Here is a 19,889-nt window from a genome sequence, read left to right as displayed (position 1 = left end):
GGGGCCACCGGGAGGCTCGTACCCCGAGTGCTCGGGGTGGTCGCCTCCCGGTGACCGGCGGGGTCAGTTGACGACGTCGTCCACGGACGGCGACTCGGACCGCGACAGGTTGATGCCGAGGTTCGCGGCCGCGCGTTCGAGGTCCTCGTCGTCGCCGTCGCGCATCTCGATCGCGGCGCCGTCCGAGGACAGCACCTCGACGTTGAGGCACAGCGACTGGAGCTCCTTGAGCAGCACCTTGAAGGACTCCGGGATACCCGGCTCCGGGATGTTCTCGCCCTTGACGATGGCCTCGTAGACCTTCACGCGGCCCAGGACGTCGTCCGACTTGATGGTGAGCAGTTCCTGGAGCGTGTACGCGGCGCCGTACGCCTGCATCGCCCAGCACTCCATCTCACCGAAGCGCTGGCCGCCGAACTGCGCCTTACCGCCCAGCGGCTGCTGCGTGATCATCGAGTACGGGCCGGTGGAACGGGCGTGGATCTTGTCGTCCACCAGGTGCAGCAGCTTCAGGATGTACATGTAGCCGACCGACACCGGGAAGGGGTACGGCTCGCCGCTGCGCCCGTCGAAGAGCTGCGCCTTGCCGTTCTCCTTGACCATCCGCTCGCCGTCGCGGTTCGGGATCGTCGAGCCGAGCAGGCCCGTGATCTCGTCCTCGCGCGCGCCGTCGAAGACCGGCGTGGCCGTCTTCGTGCCCGGCTCGACGTGGTACAGCTCCTCGGGCAGGTTCTTCGCCCAGTTCGGGTCGCCGTTGATGCTCCAGCCCTGCTTGGCGATCCACCCGAGGTGGGTCTCCAGCACCTGGCCGATGTTCATGCGGCGCGGCACGCCGTGCGTGTTCAGCACGATGTCGACCGGGGTGCCGTCCTCCAGGAACGGCATGTCCTCGACCGGCAGGATCTTGCCGATGACGCCCTTGTTGCCGTGGCGGCCGGCGAGCTTGTCGCCGTCCTGGATCTTGCGCTTCTGGGCGACGTAGACGCGGACCAGCTCGTTCACGCCGGGGGGCAGCTCGTCGTCGTCCTCGCGGCTGAACACGCGGATGCCGATGACCTTGCCGTACTCGCCGTGCGGCACCTTCAGCGACGTGTCGCGCACCTCGCGCGCCTTCTCGCCGAAGATCGCGCGGAGCAGCCGCTCCTCCGGGGTCAGCTCGGTCTCGCCCTTGGGCGTGACCTTGCCGACCAGGATGTCGCCGGGCTGGACCTCGGCGCCGATGCGGATGATGCCGCGCTCGTCGAGGTCGGCCAGGACCTCCTCGGAGACGTTCGGGATGTCCCGGGTGATCTCCTCGGCGCCCAGCTTGGTGTCCCGCGCGTCGATCTCGTGCTCCTCGATGTGGATCGAGGTCAGGACGTCGTCCTGCACGAGGCGCTGCGACAGGATGATCGCGTCCTCGTAGTTGTGGCCCTCCCACGGCATGATCGCGACGAGCAGGTTCTTGCCCAGCGCCATCTCGCCGTTCTCGGTGCACGGCCCGTCGGCCAGGACCTGGCCCTCCAGCACCCGGTCGCCCTCGTTCACGATGGGCTTCTGGTTGATGCAGGTGCCCTGGTTGGAGCGGCGGAACTTGTGCAGGCCGTAGGTCTGGCGCGAGCCGTCGTCGGCCATGACGGTGACGTAGTCGGCGGAGATCTCCTCGACCACGCCCGTCTTCTTGGCCACCACGACGTCACCGGCGTCGACCGCGGCGCGCAGCTCCATGCCGGTGCCGACCAGCGGGGACTCGCTGCGCAGCAGCGGCACCGCCTGGCGCTGCATGTTCGCGCCCATCAGGGCGCGGTTGGCGTCGTCGTGCTCGAGGAACGGGATCATCGCGGTCGCGGCGGACACCATCTGCCGCGGCGAGACGTCCATGTAGTCCACGTCGGCCGGGTCGATCTGCTCGACCTCGCCGCCCTTCTTGCGGACCAGCACCTTCTCCTCGAGGAAGTTGCCCTCCTCGTCGATCTTGGCGTTGGCCTGGGCCTTGACGTAGCGGTCTTCCTCGTCGGCCGTCAGGTAGTCGATCTGGTCGGTGACCCGGCCGTCGACGACCTTGCGGTACGGCGTCTCGATGAAGCCGAACGGGTTGACCCGCCCGTAGGAGGACAGCGAGCCGATCAGGCCGATGTTCGGGCCTTCCGGCGTCTCGATCGGGCACATGCGGCCGTAGTGCGACGGGTGGACGTCGCGGACCTCCATGCCGGCGCGCTCACGGGACAGGCCGCCCGGGCCCAGCGCCGACAGGCGGCGCTTGTGGGTCAGGCCCGCGAGCGGGTTCGTCTGGTCCATGAACTGCGACAGCTGGGACGTGCCGAAGAACTCCTTGATCGCCGCCACGACGGGGCGGATGTTGATCAGGGTCTGCGGCGTGATGGCCTCGACGTCCTGGGTCGTCATGCGCTCGCGGACGACGCGCTCCATGCGCGACAGGCCGACCCGGATCTGGTTCTGGATCAGCTCGCCGACGGTGCGCAGGCGGCGGTTGCCGAAGTGGTCGATGTCGTCGACCTCGACGGGCACCTCGACGTCGCCGGGCTTCATCGTCGTCTCACCGGCGTGCAGGCGGACCAGGTACTCGATCGTCGTGACGATGTCTTCCTCGGTCAGCACACCCGTGGTGATCGGGATGTCCAGGCCCAGCTTCTTGTTGACCTTGTACCGGCCGACCTTCGCCAGGTCGTAGCGCTTGTCCTTGAAGAACAGGTTCTCCAGCAGCGCCTGCGCGGACTCCTTCGTCGGCGGCTCGCCCGGACGCAGCTTGCGGTAGATGTCGAGCAACGCCTCGTCGGTGCCCGCGGTGTGGTCCTTCTCCAGCGTCGTCAGCAGCGTCTCGCTGAAGGAGAACCGCTCGCGGATCTGCTCGGTGGTCCAACCCAGCGCCTTCAGCAGCACGGTCACCGGCTGGCGGCGCTTGCGGTCGATCCGGACGCCGACGGTGTCGCGCTTGTCGACGTCGAACTCCAGCCAGGCACCCCGGGACGGGATGATCTTGACGCTGAAGACGTCCTTGTCGGTCGTCTTGTCGATCGCGGTGTCGTAGTAGACACCCGGCGAGCGGACGAGCTGGGAGACCACGACCCGCTCGGTGCCGTTGATGATGAACGTGCCCTTGTCGGTCATCATCGGGAAGTCACCCATGAACACCGTCTGGCTCTTGATCTCGCCGGTGGTGTGGTTGGTGAACTCCGCCGTGACGAACAACGGGGCGGCGTACGTCATGTCCTTGTCCTTGCACTCCTCGGTCGAGGCCTTGACCTCGTCGAAGCGCGGGTCGGAGAAGGAGAGCGACATCGAGCCGGAGAAGTCCTCGATCGGGGAGATCTCGTTCAAGACCTCCTCGAGGCCGCCCGTCGGCGCCTCGTCACCTTCGTCGACGCGGCGCTGGAACCACGCCTCGTCGCCGGTGAGCCATTCGAACGACTGGATCTGCAGGTCGAGCAGGTTGGGCGTCTGAAGCGGTTCGTGGATCTTCGCGAAAGAGACTCGCTTCGGCGCTCCGGGGATCCCCGACGTGGAGTTGGTCGCAGCAGTGGCCTTGGTCGCGCGAGAGATCGCCAAGATGCGTCCTTCCAGGGACAGGTAGCTGGCTAGTCAGCGGAACTAGCACGGCTGTCAAGGGTGCGGCGATGCCCGGCAATCCAGCTCTCGGCGAAGGGCAAACGGAAAGAGGGCAGCGCAAAGGAGCAGTCTAGCCACGCGCGCGGCAACTGTCGAGAGGCACCTGGAAGGACCTTTCTCGTGCTCACCGACAGAGTGACCCGGCCGACGCCCACAGTCAAGATGCCACGCGGCGATCACTCCACTGGCGCAAGGCCCGATAACGCGGAGTTACCGCTGTGACCTGCGAAAATACATGAACGTGAGCCTCTGTGAACCTTTGGCGGGCGTTCCGGCCCCGAAGGGAGAGGCCGGCGATCCCGCTCAGTCACCGGCCAAATTTGTGACCGACGTCACGTTGTGCGGGGGGTTGAAACCGGGTCCGGAGTCCTGAGTGGACGCCGCCCGGGTCAGCACTTGGCGGTTTCCGCCGCCTGGTCGCCGGTCTGGCCGAACATCTCCATGTTCTGGACCTTCCACCGGCCGTCGACCCGCTGCGCCCCGACCCGCATCATCGCGATCCCGCCGCCGCTCTGGTTGTCGGTCGTGCGGGTGGTCACCTGGTCGAGGAACAGCAGCACCGTGGCCTGGTCGCCGTCGAGCGAGGTCACGCCGCTGGAGACGGCCTTCACCGTGACCACGAGCTTCTGCTCGGGCGCGAGCGTGCGGACCGGGCCGAAGATCGCGTTGTACTGGCACCGGGCCTTGCCGACGAGCAGCTCGTTCGCGGCCTTCTCGGTGGCGGAGACGTCGGCGTAGTTGTAGGAGAACGCCTTCTCGACGGCCTCGCGGGCCTGGCCGGCGACCTCCGTCGTGCCGGCGCTGTCCACCAGGGCCTGGTTGTAGTGCACCTGGCCCGCCCGGTGCTGGAACCACGCGCCGAGGCCGACCAGCAGCGCGGCGAGGACGAGGAGGCTGAGGGGCAGGACCAGGCCGGGCCGGGCGTGGGGGGTGGTGCCCGGGTCGGCGTGCTCCGGGTCGGCGTCCTCGGTGTCGGGCTGCTCGGTGCCGGCGCGCTCCGGGGCGGGGTCGTCCAGGACGCTGGGGGCGACGGCCTCGCCGGTGCGCCTGCGCCGACCGGTGGGGCGGGGTCGGGGCGCGGGGTCGTCCGGCTCGTCCTCGGGCTCGGGGGTGTCGCGGGGCTCGATGAGGCCGGTGACCTCGGTCGACCGGGCGCCGGCGGTGTCGGCCACGGCGGTGTCGGCCACGTCGGTGCCGGCCACGTCGGTGCCGGTCACGTCGGTTTCCGGGGTGGTGTCGACCCGGGTGCCTGCGGCGTCGGCCCCGTCGGTGGCCCTGTCGGTGGCCCCGGCGTCCGCGCCGGTGACCGCGGTGTCGGGCTCCACGGGGGCCGGGGTGGCGGGTGCGTCCGCGGGGGTCGGGTGCCCGGCCTCGGTGTCCGGCCGGCCCGAGGGCTGGTCAGGGCGCTTGCGCAGGCCGGCGACGCGGGGCCGGGTGGTGGGCGTGGTCGGGACCGGGCGGCGGCGGGGCGGTGGCACGGGTGTCCTCTCCTCGGGTCACGCGCCGCCGGGCGCGACCGGCCCGAGCGCGCTGAGCTTCCAACCGTCATCGGTGCGGGTCAGGTCCGTCTGGTACCGGTTGACCTTCTTCACCGCCTGCCCGCCCTCGGGCGTGACCGTCGTCTCCACGACCGCGATCAGGTGCGCCTTGCCCGCCCGGGCGTCGAGTTCCGTGACGGCCGCGTCCAGCACCCGGCTCACGGTCACCGTCTTGGCGTCCTCGATCTGCTTGCGGCGGGTGTCGCGGCCGTCCTCGATCTCCGACCGCAGCTCGCCGGTCGACGACTGGAGCCACCGGTCGAGGTCCTCGTCGACCTTCTTGTAGTCGAGGGTGGTGAAGTTCGCGATGCCGACCTGGCCGACCCGCAGCACCTCTTCCCGCTCCCGCGAGAACGCCACCGAGTCGTCGGACGACGCGCTCCACCACGACACCCCGGCCCACACCGCGTACCCGGCGGCCAGCACCGCCAGCACCGCCGCGACCGGCAGCAGCCAGTTCCGCCGGCCCGCACGTAGCACGTCCATCCGTCCCTCTCCTCAGCCCGCCAGACCGAGCAGCTGCCCCAGGCTGGTCAGCAGCGGCGCGTCGGCGGGCGTCCGCCCGGCCACCGGTTCGCGGCCCGGCTGCGACGTCGCGTCGCCGGTCGGCGTGGTGGCCGGGATGCCACCGTAAGGCGCGTTCTGAGCGCCCCGCACGCCGGTGGCGCTGCCCGGGGCCAACGCGCAGTACGCCTGCGTGTTGAAGTCGGCCGGGGTGGTGTCGGTGCCCTGCCGGATCGTGGTCGAGTCGTAGCCGACCGTGCACGGTGGCGGGTCGAAGACGTTCAGGGCGAGCCCGAAGTGCGCGCCCGTGCCGTCGCCCTTGGCCACGGTGAACCCGCCGCCGACGATGATCGGGTAGGTCACGGCGATCTGCTCCAGCCCGTCCAACCGCGTGACCAGGATGTTCCCCGTGGTCAGGAGGTTGGCCAGCACCACGCCCAGGTTCGGCCCGCTCTCCCGCAGCACCGCCGACACCTGCTCGGCGGCCTGCGGCGTGATCCCGATGAGCCGCCGCAGGTCGGTGTCGGAGTTCTTGAGCTGCTCCGCCAGCGCCCGCAGGTCCGACGAGAACGAGCGGATCGCGCCGCCCTGCTCCGCCTGCGTGTTCAGCACCACCAGGCCGCTGTCGAGCAGCGCCTTCGTCTGCGGCAGGTGCTCGGTCGCCGTCTGCGTGAACGACCTGGTGCCGTCCAGCAGCGCCTGCAGGTCGGGCCCGGTGCCGTTGAACGCGAGGTCCAGCTCGTCCACCACGGTCCGCAGCGAGTCGGTCGGCACGGACTTGGCGAACGCGTCGAGGTTGGTCAGCAGGCCGTCCACCGGCGGCGGGGTCTTCGTCGCCGAACGCGGGATGACCGCGCCGTCCTCCAGGAACGGCCCGTCCTCGCCGCGCGGGCGCAGGTCGACGAACTGCTCGCCGACGGCGGACCGGTTGGCGACCACGGCCTCCAGGTCCGCGGGGATGGCCGGCGCGCCGGGGTCGATGTCGAGGTCGACCTCCAGCCCGTCGGAGGTCAGCCGCATCGGCCCGACCCGGCCGACGGCCACGCCGCGGTAGGTGACCTCGCCGTTGGTGAACAAGCCGCCGGACTCGGCGAGCTGCACCGTCACCACGTACCCGGACGCGCCGAACACCCGGCCGAGCCCGGCGTACCGCGCGCCGACGTAGCTCACGCCGACCAGCGCGATCACCACGAACACGGCGATCTGGAGCTTGATCCGACGGGGGATCACCGCCCACCTCCCAGCAGTCCGCCGAGCAGGTCGCCCAACCCGGAGCCGCTCGGCACGCCGGGCAGCGGCAGGGGCAGGTTCGGCAGGGGCAGCGGCAGCGACGGCGCGGTGCCGTCGACGCCGGGCAGCCCCGGCAGGCTGGGCAGCGGCGACTGCCGCGACCGGCCCAGGTTGTCCACGATCGACCCGAGGTCCAGGTCGATGTCGGCGTACAGGTTGGTGTAGTCGCCCTTGATCGCGTCGAGCGCCGAGTCCGGGAACGGGTAGGTCAGCAGCAGCTCGAAGCCGTTGGGCAGGTCGGTGCCCGCCTCGGCGAGCTTGCGCAGCGTCGGGGCCAGGGCCTTGAGGTCGGCCACGAGGTCGTCCTTGGACTTGTTCACCGTGTCCACGGCGACGTCGGACAGCGCGTCCAGCGACTGCAGCAGCGTCACGAGCTGGGTGCGCTGCTCGCTGAGCACCTTCAGGCCCGGCTCCAGCCCGTCGAGCACGCCGGTGATCTGCTCGCGCTGGGCGTTGAGCGTGCCGCCGAGCCGGTTGACGCCGTCCAGCGCGCGGGTGATCTCGCCCTTGTGCGCGTCGAGCTCGCCGACCAGCCGGTTCAGGTTGGCCAGCAGGGACCTCAGCTGCGGCTCGTTGCCCTCCAGGGCCGCGCTCAGCTCGCGGCTGATGTCCTGGAGCTGGGCGATGCCACCGCCGTTGAGCAGCATGGACAGCGCGCCGAAGACCTCTTCGACCTCGGGGTTGCGGTTGGTCCGCTCGACCGGGATGACCGCGCCGTCGACCAGCGCGCCCTCCTCGCGGCCCTCGGCGGGCCCGGCCAGCTCCACGTACTTCTCGCCGAGCAGCGCGGACTGGCGCAGCCGGGCCACCGCGTTGCCGGGCAGCTTCACGTCGCCGTTGACCAGCACGGTCACCTCGGCGGTCCAGCCGTCCGCGGCCAGGTCGATGCGGTCCACCCGGCCGACGGGGACGTCGTTGACCTTCACGCCGGCCTGCGGGACCAGGTCCAGCACGTCCTTGAACCGGACCTTCACCGCGTACGGCCGGTCGCCGACGTCCGCGCCGCCGGGCAGCGGCATGTTGTAGACGCCGTCGAACCCGCCGGAACCGCAGCCGGCCAGCAGCAGCGCGCCCGCCACGAGCGCCGCGGTCCTCCCGAGCCTCACCGGGGCACCCCCGCGAGCGGCAGGGGCAGCGGCAGCTTGCCCTGGGACAGGTCGCCGATCACCTCGGCGGGAGTCTTCAGCGGCACGGCACCGCTGAGCAGCGGTTCGAGCTGCCGGCACGTCTGGGCCAGCACGCCGGGCACCCGGCCCGGCTCGACGCCCTGGACGAGCTTGCAGATCAGCACGATCGGCGGCTGGTTCAGCTCGTTGAGGTCGGCCCTGGTGTCCAGGGTGCCGGAGGCCGCGTTGTAGGCGTTCTGGAGGTTGCCCAGGGCCAGCGGGCCGACGTCCAGCGCCTCGGCCAGCGACGCGCGCTGGTCGACCAGGACCTGCGTGATGCCGGCGAGCTTGTCGACGTTCGACTTGAGGGCGGCCCGGTTGTCCTGGATGAACCCCTGCACCCGGCCCAGCGCGGTGGCCAGCTCGTTCAGCGCGCCGCCCAGGTTCTCCCGCTCGTCGGCGAGGAACCCGGCGACGTCGGCGAGCTGCCGGTTCAGGTCGCGCACCTGGCTGTCGTTCGCGGCGAGCATGCCGGTGAACTTCTGGAGGTTGTCCACGGTGCCGAACAGGTCGTCCTTCGACCCGGACAGCGTGCGGGTGGCGTCGCCGAGCTGCTTGATGGTGTCGCCGAGCGCCTGCCCGTTGCCGCGCAGGCCGCCGGCCGCCGAGTCGAGCAGCTCCGACAGCGCGCCGTCCCGGTTCGCGCCGTTGGGGCCTAGCGCGGTGGTCAACCGGTCGAGGCTCGCGTAGAGCTCGTCCAGCTCCACGGGGGTGGCGGTGCGCTCGCGCGGGATGGTCGCGTTGTCGTCCAGCACGTCACCGCCGGTGTAGGCGGGCGCGAGCTGCACGTACCGGTCGCTGACCACGCTCGGCGCGACCACGACCGCCCGCGCGTCCGCGGGCACCTTCACCCCCCGGTCGACCGACATGACGACCTTCACGGTCCCGCCCCTCGGCTCGACCTCCTCGATCGTGCCGATCCGCACCCCGAGCACGCGCACGTCCGAGCCGGGGTAGACGCCGACGGCCGCGCCGAACACGGCGGTCACCCGGCGGGTGTTCGCGCCGGCGAACGCCCACCACATCCCCACCGCCGCCACGAGCGCCAGCACGCACGCGATCGCGACGACCCGGGCCAGGTCGCGGCCCGCCTTCGTGGTCGCCATCAGTTGCCTCCCCCCGCGGGCGCGGACCGCTGCACGCCGGGTGGCAGGCAGCCCTCCTCGTTGAACCCGACCAGGCCGAGGTTCACCGACGGCGGCAGCAGGCCGCAGATGTAGACGTCGAACCAGCGGCCGTTGCCCAGAGTGTTCGCGAAGACCCGGAAGAACGGGCCGAGCAGCTCCAGGCTGCGGTTGAGCGAGTCCTGGTTGCGCTGGAGCATCGTGGTCACCCGGTCGAGCTGCTCCAGCGCGGGCCGCAGCTGCGCGGAGTTGTCGGCGACCAGGCCGGAGAGCTGCCCGGACAGCGCGCGGGTGCCGTTGAGCAGGGCGGTGATCGCGTCACGCCGCTTGCGCAGCTCGCCCAGCAGCAGGTTGCCGTCCGCGAGCAGCTTCTCGAACTGCTCGTTGCGGTCGGCCAGGGTCTTGGTGATCTCGTTGGTGTTGGCCAGCAGGTGCGCGAGCTGCTCGTCCCGCGACGAGATCGTCTTCGACAGCGCCGACAGGCCGTCCAGCGCGCCGCGCACGCTCTCCGCCGAGCCCTGGAACGTCTGCGACAGCACCTCGAAGCTGTCGGCGAGCCGTGCGGTGTCGATCTGGCCGACCGTGGACGCGAGGCCGTTGAACGCCTCCTGCACGTCGTAGGGCGACAGCGTGCGCTCGCGCGGGATCGGCACGCCCGGGTCCAGCGGCTGGGAGCCCTGCGGGTCCAGCGCCAGGAACTTCTGGCCGAGCAGCGTCTTGATCCGGATCACCGCGGTGGTGCGGTCGCCGACCCAGGCGTCCTTCACCCGGAACGACACCTTCACCCGGTCTCCGGCCAGCTCGACCTTGGTCACCTTGCCGACCTTCACCCCGGCCACGCGCACCTCGTTGGCCGGGACCAGGCCCGCCGCCTCGCTGAACTCGGCCGAGTAGGTCGTGCCGCCGCCCACGATCGGCAGGTCGTCGGAGTAGAACGCGGCGAGCAGCAGCAGCGCGATGACGGTGAGGCTCACCGCGCCGACGGTCACCGGGTTGCGCTGGGGCTTCATCGGCGACACCTCGGCTGGGTGACCGGCAGGGCCGTGATCGGGACGGGGTCGGTGATGATCGGCGGCACGGCGACCTGGCCGGTGCCCTCGCACAGGAAGAAGTTGAACCAGGACCCGTAGGAGGCGGTCCGCGACATGGCCTCGACCTTGGTGGGCAGGTTCCGGATGACGCCCTCCACGACCGACTCGTGGTCGGCCAGCGTCTGCGACACCAGGCCGAGGTTCGCGATGTCGTCCTTCAGCGGCTGCCGCGACCGGTCGAGCAGGTCGGCCGTCGTCGTGGTCAGCTGCCCCATGGCGCTGATCGCCTCCCCGATCGGCTCGCGGTCGGCCGCGAGGCCCGTCGTCAGCTCCTGCAACGTCGTGACCAGCGTGGACACCTGCCCGCTGCGCGAGTTCACGGTGTCCAGCACGGCGTTGAGGTTGTCGATCACCTGGCCGATCACCTGGTCGCGGCCCGCCAGCGCGGACGTCAGCGACGCGGTGTGGCGCAGCAGGCTGTCGATCGTGCCGCCCTCGCCCTGCAGGACCTGGATGATCTCGTTGGACAGCTTGTTCACGTCGTCCGGGTTCAGCGCCTGGAACAGCGGCTTGAAGCCGTTGAACAGCACGGTCAGGTCCAGCGCCGGCCTGGTGCGCTCCAGGGGGATCACGTCGCCGGGCCGCAGCGCGGACGCGTCGCCCACGCCGTGCTCCAACGAGATGTAGCGCTGGCCGACGAGGTTGCGGTACTTGATCGTCGCGGTGACCGAGGCGGGCAGCGTGCGGCCCTCCTCCACCGAGAACCCGACCTCCGCGAGCCGCCGGTCGACCACCCGGATCTCCTCCACCTGGCCGACCCGGACGCCCGCGATGCGGATGTCGTCACCCTCGTTGAGCGCGGTGACGTCGGTGAACCGGGCGGTGTAGTCGGTGGCGCCGCCGAAGTCGGCGTTCGAGATGGTCACCGCGAGCAGCGCGGTCGCCAGGACGGTGATCGCGGCGAACACGGCCAGCTTGACCAGCGGCGCGGCCAGGGACCTCATGCCGTCACCTCCGCGCCCCGGTACAGCGGGCCGAGCAGCAGCGCGGTGAAGCTCGGCATCTCGCCCTTCTCCACGCCGAACTGCGGCGCCAGCAGCGCGGCCAGGAAGTCCTGCTCCTCGGGCGAGTTCGCCAGCGACGGCGCGCCGCCGAACGACGAGACGACCGTGCCGTCCTCCCGGATCGTGCCGGTGTTGGGCGGCAGCACGCCGTCGGTGGCCGACCGCGCGGGCGGCGGCGACGTCGAGCCGTCCTTCACCGGGCCCTCCGGCGGGTACTGCGGGAACGGGTCCGGCCGCGGCACGATGTCGTAGCAGCGCGGGCCGCGCTTGTCGGCGTACTCCGGGTCGTCCTTGCCCGGCTCGTACTTGCCGCGGTTGGCCGTGACCTCCAGCGTGATGTGCAGGCCGGGCTCGTCGGTGCCCTTGCCGAACACCTGGTCCATGATCGGGCGGAACTCGGCCAGGCCCTTGAGCAGGCACGGGTACTCGGGCGCGTACTTGGCCAGCAGCTCCAACGTCGGCTGGCTGACGTCGGCGAGCCGGATCAGGTTGTCCTTGTTCACCGCGAGGAAGCTGGTCAGGTCCAGCGACGTCGTGGTCAGCGTGCCGTACAGGGCCAGCAGGTCGTCGCGCTGCTCGACCAGGGTGCGGCTGGTGACCGTGGCGTCCGACAGCGCCTGCACCAGGTCGGGAGCCGCGTCGGCGTAGACGTCGGCGACGTCGGCCAGGCGGCTGATGCCCTCCTTGAGCTGAGGCAGTCGCGGGTTGAGCTCGCCCAGGTAGGAGTCGAGCCGCACGAGCGTCTCCCCCAGCGGCTCGCCGCGGTTCTCCAACGCCTGCGACATCGCGGTCAGCGTGGTGGCGAGCTTCTCCGGCTGCACGGCCTGGAGCACCGGCATCAGGTCGTCGAGGACCCGTTCCAGCTCGATCGCGCCGCTGGAGCGGTCCTGCTCGATCACGGCGCCCCCGGTGAGCGGGACGTCCCGCTGCTCGGGCACCACCAGGTTCACGTACCGCTCGCCGAACAGCGTCTTCGGCAGCAGGCGCGCGGAGACGTTGGCCGGGATGTGCCGGGCCTGGTCGGGGTCCAGCGCCAGCTCCAGCTCCGCGCCGTCACCGGCCGTGCGGATCTGTTCGACCCGGCCGACGACCATGCCGCGGACCTTGACGTCGGAGTCGACCAGCAGCTGGTTGCCGACCCGGTCGGTCTTCAGCGTCACCTTCACGACCTCGGTGAACGCGTCGTTGTACATGGCCACGGTGACGCTCAGGAACACCGCGATGACCGCGATGAACACGACACCGAGGAACCGCCTCTTCAGCGCGTCGGCGGTCATCCGGCGATCCTCACCGTGGTCGTCGTCCCCCAGATGGCCAGGCTGAGGAAGAAGTCCAGCAGGCTGGTCGTGACGATCGCCGTGCGCACCGCCCGACCCACCGCCACGCCGACGCCCGCCGGGCCGCCGCCGGCGCGGTAGCCGTAGTAGCAGTGCGTCAGGATGATCACGACGGCGAACACCAGCACCTTGCCGAACGACCAGAGCACGTCCACCGGTGGCAGGAACAGGGTGAAGTAGTGGTCGTAGGTGCCCGCCGACTGCCCGTAGAACTCCACCGTGATCAACCTGGCCGCCAGGTAGGACGTGAGCAGGCCGATCACGTACAGCGGGATGATCGCGACGAAGCCCGCGATGATCCGCGTGGTCACCAGGAACGGCAGGCTGGGGATGCCCATGACCTCCAGCGCGTCGATCTCCTCGGAGATCCGCATCGCGCCGAGCTGCGCGGTGAAGCCGGAGCCCACGGTCGCGCTCAGCGCCAGGCCCGCGACCAGCGGCGCGATCTCCCGGGTGTTGAAGTACGCCGACACGAAGCCCGCGAACGCCGACGTGCCGATCTGGTTGAGCGCGGTGAAGCCTTGGAGGCCCACGACCGTGCCGGTGAACACCGACAGGCCGACCATCACGCCGATCGTGCCGCCGATGACGGCCAGCGCGCCGGAGCCGAAGCTCACCTCGGCCAGCAGCCGCAGCGTCTCGCGCAGGTAGCGCGTCAGCGTGCGCGGCGTCCAGCACAGGGCCCGGACGTAGAACCACAGCTGGTCGCCGAAGCTGTCCAGCACGGACAGCGGCGCGTTCGCCGCCTTGCGGAACCGGTCGTTGATCGCGGCCACCTCAGCTGCCCTTCGCCGGGACGACTTGGAGGTAGATCGTCGTGAGCACGAAGTTCACGAAGAACAGCAGCAGGAACGTGATGACGACGGCCTGGTTGACCGCGTCGCCGACGCCCTTCGGCCCGCCCGCCGGGTTGAGGCCGCGGTAGGCGGCCACGATGCCCGCGATGAAGCCGAAGATCAGCGCCTTGATCTCGGAGATCCACAGGTCGGGCAGCTGCGCCAGGGCGCTGAAGCTCGCCAGGTACGCGCCCGGCGTGCCGTCCTGGAGGATCACGTTGAAGAAGTAGCCGCCCATCACGCCGACCACGCTGACCATGCCGTTGAGCAGCACGCTGACCAGCATCGCGGCCAGCACGCGCGGCACGACCAGGCGCTGGATCGGCGAGACGCCCAGCACCTCCATCGCGTCGATCTCCTCGCGGATCTTGCGCGAGCCGAGGTCCGCGCAGATCGCCGAACCGCCCGCGCCCGCGATGAGCAGGGCCGTCACGATCGGGCTGGCCTGCTGGATGATCGCCAGCACGCTCGCCGCGCCGGTGAACGACTGCGCGCCGATCTGGCGGGTCAGCGACCCGATCTGCAACGCGATCACCGCGCCGAACGGGATCGACACCAGCGCCGTGGGCAGCACCGTCACGCTCACCACGAACCAGCACTGCTGGATGAACTCCCGCAGCTGGAACGGGCGGCGGAACGCGTTGCGCACGACGTCGATGCCGAGCGCGAACATCCGGCCGGTCTCGCGCAGCGCGCCGGCGCCCGGGAACGTCGCCGGTGTGCTCACAGCACGCCCCCCTGCCGCGGCCACGGGCTCGGCGCGACCGGACCCGTGCGGTCACCCGCGCCGGCCGGCACGCGGTAGTGGCTCCGCTCCTCCGGCGTGAGGCTCGCGATGATGCCCTGCTGCGCGTCGGGTGACAGCGTGTGCAGGATGCTCATCACCCGGTCCTTGCGCCGCCGCACCGCGCCCCGGGGCGGGAGGCCCGGCGTCGGCTCCAGCTGCGGCACGACACCGCGCACGTCCTCGTCCGGCGAGCCGTCGGAGTGGCCCGCGTCGCGGTGCGCCAGCTCGGCGGCCATCGTCGCCTGGTCCTTCTCCTCCGACATCCCGATCGGGCCGATGCGGCGGCCGTTGAGGAACTGCTCGACCACCGGCTCGTCGCTGGTCAGCAGCACCTCGCGCGGCCCGAACATGACCAGTTCGCGGCGGAACAGCATGCCCAGGTTGTCCGGGACCGTGCGGGCCACCGTGATGTTGTGGGTGACGATCAGGATCGTCGCGTCGATCTGGGCGTTCAGGTCGATGAGGAGCTGGCTGAGGTAGGCCGTGCGCACCGGGTCGAGGCCGGAGTCCGGCTCGTCGCACAGGATGATCTCGGGGTCCAGCACCAGGGCGCGGGCGAGGCCGGCGCGCTTGCGCATGCCGCCGGAGATCTCGCCGGGGAGCTTCTTCTCCGCGCCGACGAGGCCGACCATCTCCATCTTCTCCAGCACGATCCGCCGGACCTCGGCCTCGGTCTTGCGGGTGTGCTCGCGCAGCGGGAAGGCGACGTTGTCGAAGAGGTTCATCGAGCCGAACAGCGCGCCGTCCTGGAACAGCACGCCGAACAGCTTCCGGATCTCGTAGAGCTTGTGCTCGGAGCAGCGGACGAGGTCCACGCCGTTGATGACGATCCGGCCCTGCTCCGGTTTCAGCAGCCCCACCAGGGACTTCAGGAAGACCGACTTGCCCGTGCCCGAGGGGCCGAGCATGACGCTGACCTCACCCGGCGGGAGGGTGAGCGTGACGTCCCGCCAGATGGTCTGCTTGCCGAAGGACTTGGTCAGGCCCTCGACGACCACCTCGACGCCCATCGCACCTCCAGGTCAGCGGCCTGCCTCGCCCGACGCCGGGCAGGCCGGTGTCATACCGGTGCAACGAGGCCGTCCCGTCGTGGTTACTCACCAGTTGGGTTAAGGCGGTCTCGGATGGGTAACGGTGTGGGCGGGCTCACCCCACCACCGCCGCCACCGGTCGCGCCCGGCCACCGATGGTGCGGCACCCCCGCCGACGTGGTCAAGATCACGGGCCCCGGACAGCACGAAGGCGGGCACCCGAACCGGGTGCCCGCCTCCGCGACGGCGTCGAGCGCTAGATCACTTGAGCGAGATCTTGGCGCCGGCGGCCTCGAGCTTCTCCTTGGCGGCGTCGGCGACGTCCTTCGCCACGTTCTCCAGCAGCGGCTTCGGAGCGGACTCGACCAGCTCCTTGGCCTCCTTCAGGCCCAGGCCCGAGACGACCTCGCGGACGACCTTGATGACCTGGATCTTCTTGTCGCCGGCGCCCTCGAGGACGACGGTGAACTCGTCCTTCTCCTCCTCGGCGGGGGCGGCCGGGCCGGCGGGGCCGGCCTGCGCGACGGCGACCGGCGCGGCGGCGGTGACCTCGAAGGTGGTCTCGAACTCCTTCACGAAGGCCGAGAGCTCCAGGAGGGTCATCTCCTTGAACGCGTCGAGCAGCTCGTCGGTGCTGAGCTTCGCCATGATGGCGGTCCTTTCTCTTTCAACGCCCGAACTGCGGCCGGGACGCGGAGTGTGTGGGTGAGATCAGCTTTCGGCGGGAGCTTCGGCCTCGGCGGCGGCGGGCGCCTCCGACGACTGCTTCTTCTCCACCAGGGCAGCAGCCAGGCGGGCGACCTGGGAAGCCGGGGCGTTGAACAGACCCGCGGCCTTGGCCAGGTTGCCCTTCATCGCACCCGCCAGCTTGGCGAGCAGCACCTCGCGGGTCTCGAGGTCCGCGATGGCGGTGACCTCGTCGACCGAGAGGGGGCGGCCGTCCATGTAGCCGCCCTTGATGACCAGGGCCTTGTTGTCCTTCGCGAAGTCACGCAGGGCCTTCGCCGCGTCGACCGGCTCGCCTTCGACGAAGGCGATGGCGGTCGGGCCGACGAGCAGGGCCTCGAGGCCCTCGACGCCGGCGTCCTCAGCGGCGCGCTTGACCAGGGTGTTCTTCGCGACGGTGTACGTGGTGCCCGCGCCGAGAGCGCGACGCAGCGTGGTGAGCTGCGCCATGGAGAGGCCGCGGTACTCGGTCACGACAGCGGCCGAGCTCCCACGGAACTTGTCCGTGAGCTCGGCGACGGCCGAAACCTTGCTGGGCTTCGCCATGATCGCCTCCTCTCTGGGCTAGTGACGCGCCGGTCGAGCCGAGAGGGTCCGCGCAAAGCGAAAACGCCCCGGCGCAGCAGCACGGGGCGTGACGGGCGTGCGAGCACGCCGCGAAATTCCTCGTTCTCCTGCGCGGGCCGCCCGCTTCGCGGGGCCTTCGTCCTACGTCAACCGACGTGGGAGACCAGCGGTCTTTGGTGAACCGCCACCCAGCGTACGGGACGTGTCGCGGCGGCTCCAAATCGGCATGATGTGACGCGTGACCGAAGAGCCGCCGCGGAACCCCCCGCCACCGGACATCGACCCCGAGCAGCTCCGGCAGTTCCAGGAGTTCCAACGGTTCCAGGAGTTCCAGCGCTTCCAGCGGGCGCAGGGCCACGACGCCCCGCCGAGCCTGCCACCGGGCAGCGCCCCACCACCGGGCCTGCCCCCGGCCGGCCCACCGGTCCCCCCCACCCCGCCGCGCAAGCCGCTGTGGCGGGTGCTGCTGGGCAGCAAGCTGTTCCGCCGCCTGGTGTACCTGGTGGTCGTGCTGCTGGTCGCCTCCTACTTCTACGAGCAGTACTTCGGCGGTGACGACCCGGGCAGCGTGGCGGTCGACAGCGGCGGCGTGGAGAACAACGTCATCGCGCCGGCCACGCCGTACGGCATCACGGGCACGGTCGGCCAGTTCTACAAGCACGTCGGCACCGGCGACGGTGGTCGGGCGTGCCTGTACTTCAAGGGCGACGGACCGAAGAAGGCGTTCGCGGAGGCCTTCGGCGCGGCCGACTGCCCGGCCGCCGTGGCCAAGCTCAAGAGCCAGGTCACGGACGTGTCGACCTACCGGTCGCTCGGCTTCCCCACCACGATGGTCACCCCGCCCGCGTCCGGCTCGGTCGAGGTCAGCTCCTGCGCCCTCGTCGTGCGCAGCGGGCCGAAGCTGGGCAAGTTCCTGCTGACCAAGCAGACCAGCGGCGCGTGGGCGATCACCGGCTACGAGGCCGAGCCCGGTTGTCCCTGAACGGCGAAGCGCCCCTCGGCGGGAGGCCGAGGGGCGCTTCGAGGTGCTCCGGACGAGCCGTCGTCAGACGGTGGCCTCGTCGGACAGCAGGTTGCGGGTGCGGTTCGGGTCGACCGGGATGCCCGGGCCCATCGTCGTCGAGACGGTGACCTTCTTCAGGTAGCGGCCCTTCGCCGCGGACGGCTTGGCGCGCAGGATCTCGTCCAGCGCGGCGGCGTAGTTCTCGACCAGCTTCTCCGGGTCGAACGACACCTTGCCGATCACGAGGTGCAGGTTGGCCTGCTTGTCCACGCGGAAGTTGATCTTACCGCCCTTGATGTCCGCGACGGCCTTGGTGACGTCGGGCGTCACGGTGCCGGTCTTCGGGTTCGGCATCAGGCCGCGCGGGCCGAGGATGCGGGCGATGCGACCGACCTTCGCCATCTGGTCGGGCGTGGCGATCGCGGCGTCGAAGTCGAGCCAGCCACCCTGGATGCGCTCGATCAGGTCCTCGGAGCCGACCGCGTCCGCACCGGCGGCCTCGGCCTCGGCGGCCTTGTCACCGGTCGCGAAGACGATCACGCGGGCGGTCTTGCCCGTACCGTGCGGCAGGTTCACGGTGCCGCGGACCATCTGGTCGGCCTTGCGGGGGTCGACGCCGAGCCGGATCGCGACCTCGACGGTCGCGTCCAGCTTCACCTTGGAAGTCTCCTTGGCGAGCTTGGCTGCCTCCAGCGGCGAGTAGAGCCGCTCCCGGTCAACCAGCTCAGCAGCGTTCTTGTACGCCTTGCTGCGCTTCATGCTTCTGTCCTTAAGAGTGGATCAGTTGTGGTGACGAGCCAGCGCGCGGCTCTCCCACGACTACGAAAGAGAGAGGTCAGCCTTCGACGGTGATGCCCATGGAGCGGGCGGTGCCGGCGATGATCTTCGCCGCCTGGTCCACGTCGTTGGCGTTGAGGTCGACCATCTTGGTCTGGGCGATCTCGCGGATCTGGTCCATGGTCACCTTGGCGACCTTGAGCCGGTGCGGTTCGCCCGAGCCCTTCTCGACACCGGCGGCCTTGAGGATCAGCTTCGCGGCCGGCGGGGTCTTGAGCTTGAAGTCGAACGAGCGGTCCTCGTACACGGAGATCTCGACCGGCACCACGGTGCCGCGCTGCGACTCGGTCGCCGCGTTGTACTGCTTGCAGAACTCCATGATGTTGACGCCGTGCTGGCCCAGCGCGGGGCCGACGGGCGGCGCGGGGTTCGCGGCCCCGGCCTTGATCTGCAGCTTGATGATCGCTGCGAGCTTCTTCTTCTTGGGAGGCATCTCGGTTCCTTGATTGCGGTGTCCGCGCGCGGCCCTGCCAGCCGCAGCGTGGCTGCCGGCCACCCCTGGGGGTCGCCGGAGATCGTGTGGTCCGGGTCAGATCTTGGAGACCTGGCTGAACGACAGCTCGACCGGGGTCTCGCGACCGAAGATCGACACCAGGACCTTCAGCTTCTGGCCGTCCGCGTTGACCTCGCTGATCGTGGCGGGCAGCGTGGCGAACGGGCCGTCCATGACGGTGACCGACTCGCCGACCTCGAAGTCCACCTCGACGGTCGACTTCGCGGGCGCCGCGGCGGCCTTCTTGCCGGCGGCGGGCTTCTGCTCGACCTGGGGCAGCAGGAACTTCAGCACCTCGTCGATGGTCAGCGGCGACGGCTTCGACGTCGCGCCGACGAAACCCGTCACGCCCGGCGTGTTGCGCACCGCGCTCCACGACGCGTCGTTGAGCTCCATGCGGACCAGGATGTAGCCGGGCAGCACCTTGCGCTGCACCTGCTTGCGCTGGCCGTTCTTGATCTCGGTGACTTCCTCGGTCGGCACCTCGACCTGGAAGATGTAGTCCTCCATGTCGAGCGTCTGGATGCGCGTCTCGAGGTTCGTCTTGACCTTGTTCTCGTAACCGGCGTACGAGTGCACGACGTACCAGTCGCCGGGTGCGCGCCGCAGCGCCTCGCGCATCTCCTCGGCCGGGTCGGCGGGCTCCGCGTCGATGTCCGGGAGCGCGGCGGCCTCGACGTCACCGCCGGATTCGACGTCACCGCCGGACTCGACACCGGTTTCGGACTCGACGTCACCGCCCGACTCGACGTCGGCGTCGGACTCGGTGTTCGCGGACTCCGGGGTGTCCTCCGACGCCTCCGCCTGCTCGACGTCCTCGACACCACCGTCGAAGTCCCGCTCGTCGGTCAGGTCGTTCAGCTCCCGGGCGTCAACGCCGCCGTTCTCGGAGGTCACTGTGGGTCTCGCTTCCTCTCATGCATCACATGTCCGCCGCCACCGGGGGGCG

18 protein-coding genes are annotated in these 19,889 nt (G+C 70.4%); 1 reads left to right on the top strand and 17 read right to left on the bottom strand.

The features are described from left to right. Positions 1-63: 63 nt before the first annotated feature. From rpoB to rplJ, 14 genes are all read right to left on the bottom strand, one after another. Positions 64-3,546 carry a DNA-directed RNA polymerase subunit beta gene (gene rpoB, locus ACIGNX_RS08215; RefSeq protein ID WP_396537630.1) on the bottom strand — a complete coding sequence of 1,161 codons (3,483 nt, stop codon included), beginning with the start codon at positions 3,544-3,546 and terminating at the stop codon, positions 64-66. 449 nt (positions 3,547-3,995) lie between these two features. After that, complete coding sequence (locus ACIGNX_RS08210; protein ID WP_396537628.1) at positions 3,996-5,084, bottom strand: hypothetical protein; 1,089 nt, start codon at positions 5,082-5,084, stop codon at positions 3,996-3,998. A gap of 18 nt (positions 5,085-5,102) precedes the next feature. Further along, complete coding sequence (locus ACIGNX_RS08205; protein ID WP_396537626.1) at positions 5,103-5,630, bottom strand: hypothetical protein; 528 nt, start codon at positions 5,628-5,630, stop codon at positions 5,103-5,105. A gap of 12 nt (positions 5,631-5,642) precedes the next feature. Then, positions 5,643-6,878 carry an MCE family protein gene (locus ACIGNX_RS08200; protein ID WP_396537624.1) on the bottom strand — a complete coding sequence of 412 codons (1,236 nt, stop codon included), beginning with the start codon at positions 6,876-6,878 and terminating at the stop codon, positions 5,643-5,645. Continuing rightward, a complete protein-coding gene (locus tag ACIGNX_RS08195; protein ID WP_396537622.1) occupies positions 6,875-8,044 on the bottom strand; it encodes an MCE family protein in 1,170 nt (389 codons plus the stop codon). Before ACIGNX_RS08195 ends, ACIGNX_RS08200 begins: the two co-directional genes overlap by 4 nt. Next, the gene (locus tag ACIGNX_RS08190; RefSeq protein WP_396537620.1) at positions 8,041-9,210 is read right to left on the bottom strand and encodes an MCE family protein; all 1,170 of its coding nucleotides are present in this window, start codon (positions 9,208-9,210) and stop codon (positions 8,041-8,043) included. The genes ACIGNX_RS08195 and ACIGNX_RS08190 overlap by 4 nt, the downstream gene beginning before the upstream one ends. Beyond that, on the bottom strand, positions 9,210-10,238 hold the full coding sequence (locus tag ACIGNX_RS08185; RefSeq protein ID WP_396537618.1) for an MCE family protein: 1,029 nt from the start codon (positions 10,236-10,238) through the stop codon (positions 9,210-9,212). Before ACIGNX_RS08185 ends, ACIGNX_RS08190 begins: the two co-directional genes overlap by 1 nt. Next, positions 10,235-11,263: an MCE family protein gene (locus ACIGNX_RS08180; protein ID WP_396537616.1), complete on the bottom strand. Its 1,029-nt coding sequence runs from the start codon at positions 11,261-11,263 to the stop codon at positions 10,235-10,237. The genes ACIGNX_RS08185 and ACIGNX_RS08180 overlap by 4 nt, the downstream gene beginning before the upstream one ends. After that, positions 11,260-12,600, bottom strand: coding sequence for an MCE family protein (locus tag ACIGNX_RS08175; protein ID WP_396537614.1), 1,341 nt, complete (start codon positions 12,598-12,600; stop codon positions 11,260-11,262). The genes ACIGNX_RS08180 and ACIGNX_RS08175 overlap by 4 nt, the downstream gene beginning before the upstream one ends. Beyond that, on the bottom strand, positions 12,597-13,436 hold the full coding sequence (locus tag ACIGNX_RS08170; RefSeq protein WP_396537612.1) for an MlaE family ABC transporter permease: 840 nt from the start codon (positions 13,434-13,436) through the stop codon (positions 12,597-12,599). Before ACIGNX_RS08170 ends, ACIGNX_RS08175 begins: the two co-directional genes overlap by 4 nt. A 1-nt stretch (position 13,437) precedes the next feature. Then, on the bottom strand, positions 13,438-14,169 hold the full coding sequence (locus ACIGNX_RS08165) for an MlaE family ABC transporter permease (protein ID WP_396538186.1): 732 nt from the start codon (positions 14,167-14,169) through the stop codon (positions 13,438-13,440). A 50-nt stretch (positions 14,170-14,219) separates the two neighbouring features. After that, positions 14,220-15,293, bottom strand: a complete 1,074-nt coding sequence (locus tag ACIGNX_RS08160) for an ABC transporter ATP-binding protein (protein WP_396537611.1) — start codon at positions 15,291-15,293, stop codon at positions 14,220-14,222. A gap of 282 nt (positions 15,294-15,575) precedes the next feature. After that, the gene (rplL, locus tag ACIGNX_RS08155) at positions 15,576-15,962 is read right to left on the bottom strand and encodes a 50S ribosomal protein L7/L12 (protein ID WP_387486106.1); all 387 of its coding nucleotides are present in this window, start codon (positions 15,960-15,962) and stop codon (positions 15,576-15,578) included. A gap of 63 nt (positions 15,963-16,025) precedes the next feature. Continuing rightward, a complete protein-coding gene (gene rplJ / locus ACIGNX_RS08150) occupies positions 16,026-16,586 on the bottom strand; it encodes a 50S ribosomal protein L10 (RefSeq protein ID WP_396537609.1) in 561 nt (186 codons plus the stop codon). A 259-nt stretch (positions 16,587-16,845) separates the two neighbouring features. Here rplJ and ACIGNX_RS08145 point away from each other — a divergent pair, with 259 nt between their 5' ends. Then, complete coding sequence (locus ACIGNX_RS08145; RefSeq protein WP_396537607.1) at positions 16,846-17,589, top strand: hypothetical protein; 744 nt, start codon at positions 16,846-16,848, stop codon at positions 17,587-17,589. A 63-nt stretch (positions 17,590-17,652) separates the two neighbouring features. Here the strand turns inward: ACIGNX_RS08145 and rplA are convergent, their stop codons facing one another. The 3 genes from rplA to nusG form a co-directional block, all read right to left on the bottom strand. Further along, on the bottom strand, positions 17,653-18,369 hold the full coding sequence (rplA, locus tag ACIGNX_RS08140; RefSeq protein ID WP_396537605.1) for a 50S ribosomal protein L1: 717 nt from the start codon (positions 18,367-18,369) through the stop codon (positions 17,653-17,655). 76 nt (positions 18,370-18,445) lie between these two features. After that, on the bottom strand, positions 18,446-18,880 hold the full coding sequence (gene rplK, locus ACIGNX_RS08135; protein ID WP_396537603.1) for a 50S ribosomal protein L11: 435 nt from the start codon (positions 18,878-18,880) through the stop codon (positions 18,446-18,448). 96 nt (positions 18,881-18,976) lie between these two features. Continuing rightward, positions 18,977-19,837, bottom strand: coding sequence for a transcription termination/antitermination protein NusG (gene nusG / locus ACIGNX_RS08130; protein ID WP_396537601.1), 861 nt, complete (start codon positions 19,835-19,837; stop codon positions 18,977-18,979). Between the last annotated feature and the right edge of the window lie 52 nt (positions 19,838-19,889).

It is taken from the genome of Actinosynnema sp. NPDC053489, from assembly GCF_044544865.1.
Taxonomy (GTDB): Bacteria; Actinomycetota; Actinomycetes; order Mycobacteriales; family Pseudonocardiaceae; genus Actinosynnema.
Note: the sequence above shows the minus strand (reverse complement) of the source record. Positions and strands in the feature narration are given on the sequence as shown.

Bases quoted from the DNA above. Each gene is read 5' to 3' on its own strand.
- ACIGNX_RS08165 (WP_396538186.1), bottom strand. From the start codon at position 14,169: ATGTTCGCGCTCGGCATCGACGTCGTGCGCAACGCGTTCCGCCGCCCG.
- ACIGNX_RS08205 (WP_396537626.1), bottom strand. From the start codon at position 5,630: ATGGACGTGCTACGTGCGGGCCGGCGGAACTGGCTGCTGCCGGTCGCG.
- rplK (WP_396537603.1), bottom strand. From the start codon at position 18,880: ATGCCTCCCAAGAAGAAGAAGCTCGCAGCGATCATCAAGCTGCAGATC.
- rplL (WP_387486106.1), bottom strand. From the start codon at position 15,962: ATGGCGAAGCTCAGCACCGACGAGCTGCTCGACGCGTTCAAGGAGATG.
- ACIGNX_RS08175 (WP_396537614.1), bottom strand. From the start codon at position 12,600: ATGACCGCCGACGCGCTGAAGAGGCGGTTCCTCGGTGTCGTGTTCATC.
- ACIGNX_RS08190 (WP_396537620.1), bottom strand. From the start codon at position 9,210: ATGGCGACCACGAAGGCGGGCCGCGACCTGGCCCGGGTCGTCGCGATC.
- ACIGNX_RS08185 (WP_396537618.1), bottom strand. From the start codon at position 10,238: ATGAAGCCCCAGCGCAACCCGGTGACCGTCGGCGCGGTGAGCCTCACC.
- ACIGNX_RS08160 (WP_396537611.1), bottom strand. From the start codon at position 15,293: ATGGGCGTCGAGGTGGTCGTCGAGGGCCTGACCAAGTCCTTCGGCAAG.
- rplJ (WP_396537609.1), bottom strand. From the start codon at position 16,586: ATGGCGAAGCCCAGCAAGGTTTCGGCCGTCGCCGAGCTCACGGACAAG.
- rplA (WP_396537605.1), bottom strand. From the start codon at position 18,369: ATGAAGCGCAGCAAGGCGTACAAGAACGCTGCTGAGCTGGTTGACCGG.
- ACIGNX_RS08180 (WP_396537616.1), bottom strand. From the start codon at position 11,263: ATGAGGTCCCTGGCCGCGCCGCTGGTCAAGCTGGCCGTGTTCGCCGCG.